The organism is Cupriavidus sp. GW822-FHT03E04, from assembly GCF_058801495.1.
In genome coordinates, this window is record NZ_JBXANI010000037.1 from 67454 (window position 1) to 74049 (window position 6596).

Genomic DNA, 6596 nt, shown 5'->3' on the forward strand with positions numbered 1-6596 from the left:
CCCGCCCGTGGCCGCTCGCGCGGCGCCGTGGCGTCCTCTGCGGCGCTGATGCTGGCTCGCCTTTTGCCGCGCTGCACAAGCCGGCATCCACCCGACATCCACCCGCTGCAAGATACCGTAACAGGCACGCGCGCCCGCCGCTTGCCGCATCCGTGGGTGTATTTCGCGCTTCACTTGGCGGTGCAAGCCGTGGCGCCGCCCGGCGCATCGGCGTAAGCGAGTGAAATATTCAGTAATGCGCAGCGCGTTTCACACATTCCCGCGCCGCACTATCCTTGCCATAAGACCCGCCCGCGCGACGCCGCTCAGGCGGCGTGCGTGCGCGCGGAAACCAACCCGCCAGCCCGAGCAGGAAACGACAAACAACGGCATCGCCTCACAAAAGCCCTTCATGACTATCGCTTGCTTCTCGCCCTCATGAACGCCGCGCGTTTGGTCTCGCCGCGCCTGCTCTGCATCGCCCTGGCGTCTGCCTGGGTGGGCGGCTGCGCGGTCGGGCCGGACTATCAGCGCCCCCCGGTCGAGACCCCCGCCGCGTATCGCGAGGCCGTGCCGGACGATCACCAATGGAAGGTCGCCGAGCCCCGTCCGGTGGATCTGACACAGGCGTGGTGGGCGGGCTTCGACGATGCCCGCCTGAATGAGCTGGTGGGGCAAGCCAACGCAGCCAACCAGAGCCTGCGCCAGGCCGAGGCCCAGTACCGGCAATCCCGCGCGCTGGCGCAGGCGGCGCGGGCCGGCTTGTATCCCACGCTCGGCGCTGGCGTGGGAGTGGGGCGCGCGCGCACCAGCACGCTGGGCATCCAGACTGTGTCCAACACCCATTCGGCCAACCTCGATGCCAGCTGGGAGATCGACCTGTGGGGCCAAGTGCGGCGCAGCATCGAAGCGGCCCGCGACAACGCGCAGGCCAGTGCCGCCGACCTCGCCGCCGCGCGCCTGACGATCCAGGGCGAGCTGGTGCAGGACTATATCCAGTTGCGCGTCACCGATGTACTCAAGACGCTCTATGCGCGCACGCTGGCCGCCTACGAGGACTCCCTCAAGCTGACCCAGAGCCAGTTCCGCGCGGGAGTGGCCACCGCGGGCGACGTGGCGCTGGCGCAGGTCACGCTGAACGCAGCGCAAGCGCAGGCGATCGACCTCGACGTGCAGCGCAACCAGCTGGAGCATGCCATCGCCGTGCTGCTGGGGCGCGCGCCCGCCGAGTTCACGCTGGCGCCAGAGGCGTTTTCGATGCGCCCGCTGGCTGTGCCACCGGGGCTGCCTTCGGCGCTGCTGGAGCGCCGCCCCGACATCTCGGCGGCCGAGCGCCGCATGGCGGCGGCCAATGCCAATATCGGCGTGGCGCGCGCTGCGTACTTCCCGTCGCTGGTGCTCTCCGCGGTGGGCGGCGCCAGCAGCGGCAGCCTGGCCAACTGGTTCGGGCCGCCCGGCCGGGTGTGGTCGCTGGGCGCGACGCTGGCCGGCACCATCTTCGACGGCGGGCTGCGCAACGCGCAAAACGACCAGGCCGTGGCGGCCTACGACGGGGCGGTCGCGGCGTACCGGCAAACCGTGCTCAGCGGCATGCAGGAGGTGGAAGACAACCTCTCGGCGCTGCGCGTGCTCGACCAGGAAGTGGTGGTGCAGGACCATGCGGTGGATGCTGCCCGCGTGGCGGAGCGCGTGAGCCTGGCGCAATACCGCGCTGGCACCGCTTCCTACCTCTCAGTGGTAACGGCACAGGCCCTTTCCTTGTCTAACGAACGGACCGCGATCCAGTTGCGCGGCCGGGAGCTTGCAGCCAGCGTGGCGCTGGTCAAGGCGATCGGCGGCGGCTGGCAAAGCGACGCGCTGGCGCAACCCTGATCTCTTGATTCCCTGATTCCCTGATTCCCCGATCCACATCGGCAGACCACTTCCAAGGCAATCCATGGCGACCCAGTTCTCCCGCCGCAACCCCGTCCTGATCGGCCTGGCCGTGCTCATGCTGGCAGCCGTGGCGTGGTTCGCCGCCGGCCCGCTCAAGCGCATGGTGGCGCCGCGCGGGGCAGCGCCGCCAGCGCCGCTGGTATCCGTGACCAGCGCACAGGTCAAGCGCGAGGACATGCCGATCGGCCTGGCTGGCGTCGGCACGGTGCAGGCGATGGCCACGGTGACGGTCAAGCCACGCGTGGACGGCCAGCTCGACCGCGTCGGCTTTGTCGAAGGCGAGGACGTCAAGGCCGGGCAGTTGCTGGCGCAGATCGACCCGCGCACGTTCCAGGCGCAGCTGCAGCAAGCCATGGCGCAAAAGTCGCGTGACGAAGCGCAGCTAGCCAATGCGCGCCTCGACCTGCAACGCTACGAGGGCCTCATCAAGGAAAACGCCACCACGCAGCAAACGCTGGATACCCAGCGCGCGCAGGTAGCGCAGCTAGCCGCCGCGGTGAAGACCGACGAAGCGCTGGTCAACGTCGCCCGCGTGCAGCTCGACTACACCACCATCACCGCGCCGCTGTCCGGGCGCGTTGGCGCGCGCCTGGTCGACCCGGGCAATATCGTCCACGCCGCCGACGCCAACGGCCTGGTGGTGATCCGCCAGATCGACCCGATCGACGTGGTATTCACGCTGCCCGACGGCGAATTCCAGCGCATCAATCGCGCCATGCAGGCCAGCGGCACACCGCTCGCGGTCGAGGCCAGCGAGCGTGCCAGCGGCCAGTTGCTGGGACAAGGCAAGCTGATCCTGCTCAACAACACCATCGACACCACCTCCGGCACCATCCAGCTGAAAGGGCGTTTTCCCAATTCCTCGCACACGCTGTGGCCCGGCCAGTACGTCAATGCGCGGCTGGTGCTCGGCGAGCGCGACCAGGCGCTGACCATCCCGGCCGCCGCCGTGCAACGCGGCCAGACCGGCACCTATGTCTATGTGGTGCAGGCGGACCATACGGTTGCGTCCCGGGCAATCGAGGTGGCGGAGACCCAGGACGGCAAGGCCGTCGTGGCCAAGGGGCTGGCGGTCGACGAGCGGGTCGTGGTGGACGGGCAGTACAAGCTCAAGCCCGGCACCCGCGTGAACGAGACGACCGCGGCCACCACCATAGCGGATGCCGGCGCAGCGCCCGCCTCCGCGCCTGCCGCCGCAGCCCCGGCAAACCGCGCCGGGAACGCACGGCCATGAGCATTTCCGCGACCTTCATCAAGCGCCCGATCGGCACCTCGCTACTGGCGCTGGCCGTGCTGCTGGTCGGCGTGGCCGCGTGGCCGCTGCTGCCTATCGCGCCGCTGCCGCAGGTGGATTTCCCCACCATCCAGGTGTCGGCGAACTTGCCCGGCGCCAGCCCGGAGACCATGGCGTCGAACGTGGCGCAGCCGCTGGAGCGGCAGTTCTCGCTGATCGCCGGGCTCACGCAGATGACGTCGACCAGCGCGCAGGGCAACGCCCAGATCACGCTGCAGTTCGACCTCAACCGCAGCATCGATGCCGCCGCCGTGGACGTGCAGGCCGCCGTCAACGCCGCCAGCGGCCAGTTGCCCAGCAACCTGCCCACGCCCCCCACCTTCCGCAAGATCAACCCGGCCGATTCGCCGATCCTGGTGCTGGCGGTGCAGTCCGACACGCTGCCGCTGACCGAGGTCAACGACTTCGCCGACAATGTGCTGGCGCAGCAGATCTCGCAGATCTCCGGCGTCGGGCTGGTCAACATCGGCGGCCAGCAAAAGCCGTCGGTGCGCATCCAGGTGGATCCGCAGAAGCTCTCGGCCATGGGCATGAGCCTGGAAGACCTGCGCGGCGTGATTGCCGCCACCACGGTCAACCAGCCCACCGGCAGCACCGATGGCGCCACCAAGGCCTTCAACGTCTACACCAACGACCAGGTCACCAAGGCGGCGGCGTGGAACGACATGGTGCTGGCCTACCGCAACGGCGCGCCGGTGCGTGTGCGCGATGTCGGCGTGGCGGTGGACGGGCCGGAGAACGCCAAGCTGGCCGGCTGGGGCTTTGCCGGCGCCGCCGCGCCGGCGGACAACACCTTTCACAACGGGCGCGCCATCATCCTGGCCATCACCAAGCAGCCGGGCGCCAACGTGATCGAGACCGTGGACCGCATCCGCGCCGCGCTGCCGCGCCTGCAGGCCGCGATCCCGCCCACCGTCAACGTCAACACACTGGCCGACCGCACCCAGACCATCCGCGCCTCAGTGGCCGATGTGGAGTTCACGCTGATGCTCACCATCGCGCTGGTGGTGATGATCATCTTCGTGTTCCTGCGCAATGTGGCCGCCACGGTGATTCCCAGTGTGACCGTGCCGCTGGCGCTGATGGGCACCGCCGGTGGCATGTACCTGCTGGGCTACAGCCGCGACAACCTGTCGCTGATGGCGCTCACCATTGCGGTGGGGTTCGTGGTGGATGATGCCATCGTGATGCTGGAGAACATCTACCGCCACGTGGAAGACGGCATGGAGCCCATGGAAGCCGCGCTCAAGGGCGCCGCCGAAATCAGCTTCACCATCGTGTCGATCTCGGTCTCGCTGGTGGCGGTGTTCATACCGCTGCTGTTAATGGGCGGCATCGTGGGGCGGCTGTTCCGCGAGTTCGCCGTGACAGTCACGCTCACCATCGTGGTATCGGTGCTGGTCTCGCTGACGCTCACGCCGATGCTGTGCTCGCGCTACCTGACCCCGCCGCGCGGCCATCATCACGGCCGCATCTACCAGTGGTTCGAGCATGGCTTCGACGCCATGCTGGCGAGCTACAAGCGCGGACTGGACGTGGTGATGCGCCACCAGTTCTTCACCCTGTGCGTGTTCATCGCCACGGTCGCCACCACGGTGGCGCTGTTCATCTACATACCCAAGGGCTTCTTCCCGCAGCAGGACACCGGCTTTATGTTTGGCATCGCGGAGTCCGCGCAGGACGCATCGTTCAAGTCGATGAACGCGCGCATGGTGCAGCTTGCCGATATCGTGCGTGCCGACCCCGATGTCGCCGCGGTGGGCATGACCGGCGGGCAGAATACGCTCAACACCGGCAACTTCTTCATCAGCCTGAAACCCAAGGACGCGGGCCGCACCGTCAGCGCCGACGAAGTGATCGCGCGGCTGCGGCCCAAGCTGGCGCAGGTGCAGGGCGCCAACCTCTTCCTGCAGGCCGGGCAGGACATCAACGTGGGCGGGCGGCTGTCGCGCACGCAATACCAGTACACGCTGATGGACTCCAACCTGGACGAGCTCAACCAGTGGGCGCCGCGCATCCTGGAGCGCCTGCGCGCCCTGCCCCAGCTCGCTGACGTGGCGTCCGACCAGCAGAACGCCGCGGCAGCGGCGCGCCTGACCATCGACCGCGCACGCGCCTCGAGCTTCGGCATCACGCCCGCGCTGATCGACTCCACGCTGTACGACGCGATCGGGCAGCGCCAGGTCGCGCAGTACTTCACCCAGATCAACAGCTACCACGTGATCCTGGAAGCCACGCCAGCGCTGCAGGACGACCCGCGCTTGTTCAGCAAGCTGTATGTGACCTCGCCGCTGACCGGCGAGCAAGTGCCGCTGTCCACCTTCGTCAAGATCGACACCGACAGCACCGCCTACCTGTCGATCAGCCACCAGGGGCAGTTCCCGGCCGTCACGATCTCATTCAACCTGGCCAAGGGCGTGGCGCTGGGCGATGCCGTCAAGGCCATCAACAGCACGCTGTCCGGCATGGGCCGCCCGCAGACACTCTCCGGCTCGTTCCAAGGCACGGCACAGGCTTTCGGCGCCTCGCTTGCCTCGCAGCCCTACCTGATCGCCGCCGCGCTGGTCGCCGTGTATATCGTGCTGGGGCTGCTGTACGAAAGCTACATCCACCCGCTCACCATCCTCTCCACCCTGCCGTCTGCCGGCGTGGGCGCGCTGCTGATCCTGCTGGCCGGCGGCTATGACCTCAGCGTGATCGCGCTGATCGGCATCATCTTGCTGATCGGCATCGTCAAGAAAAACGGCATCATGATGGTCGACTTCGCGCTCACCGCCGAGCGCGACCACGGCATGAAACCGGAAGAAGCCATCTACCAGGCGTGCCTGCTGCGCTTCCGGCCGATCATGATGACCACCATGTGCGCGCTGTTGTCCGGACTGCCGCTGATGCTCGGGCATGGCGCTGGCTCCGAGCTGCGGCGGCCATTGGGCTTTGCGATGGTGGGGGGACTGGTGCTGTCGCAAGCGCTGACGCTGTTCACCACGCCCGTGGTGTATCTCTACCTGGATCGCGCGCACTATTGGTATATGAACCGCAAGGAACGGCGGCAGGCACGGCGCGAGGGACGTGAGCACGCGAGCGGCACGGAGGCCAAACGCGAGAGCCAGCAGGTGCTGGCGTCCGGAGAGGGAGATTGAGGCACGGTCAATGAGATCTCGCGCTCTTGCGAGCGCCCGCCCTCTCCCCCGGCCCCTCTCCCACAAGTGGGAGAGGGGAGCCAACCAGCGGCAAGATCAACCAACTGTGATAGCCGTGTTTCCCGCCCGAAGGGGCGGGAAACACCCACGGCGATGCGAAGCGAGCCGTGGAGGTGTTCAGAGGCCGTATGGGGCGCCTCGGGATTCGGCGAAAAGAGCGGAAAAGAGGGACCCATGTCTGAGTATCG

Annotated in this window: 3 protein-coding genes; all 3 read left to right on the plus strand. The window is 67.8% G+C overall.

Annotated features, from left to right (window positions below; genetic code table 11):
* The first annotated feature begins 417 nt into the window (after positions 1-417).
* The 3 genes from AC1RQC_RS36195 (at position 418) to AC1RQC_RS36205 (ending at position 6348) form a co-directional block, all read left to right on the plus strand.
* The gene (locus AC1RQC_RS36195; RefSeq protein ID WP_492375051.1) at positions 418-1851 is read left to right on the plus strand and encodes an efflux transporter outer membrane subunit; all 1434 of its coding nucleotides are present in this window, start codon (positions 418-420) and stop codon (positions 1849-1851) included.
* 64 nt (positions 1852-1915) lie between these two features.
* Positions 1916-3148, plus strand: coding sequence for an efflux RND transporter periplasmic adaptor subunit (locus AC1RQC_RS36200; protein ID WP_492886321.1), 1233 nt, complete (start codon positions 1916-1918; stop codon positions 3146-3148).
* Positions 3145-6348 carry an efflux RND transporter permease subunit gene (locus AC1RQC_RS36205; protein WP_492375027.1) on the plus strand — a complete coding sequence of 1068 codons (3204 nt, stop codon included), beginning with the start codon at positions 3145-3147 and terminating at the stop codon, positions 6346-6348. Before AC1RQC_RS36200 ends, AC1RQC_RS36205 begins: the two co-directional genes overlap by 4 nt.
* Positions 6349-6596: the final 248 nt, after the last annotated feature.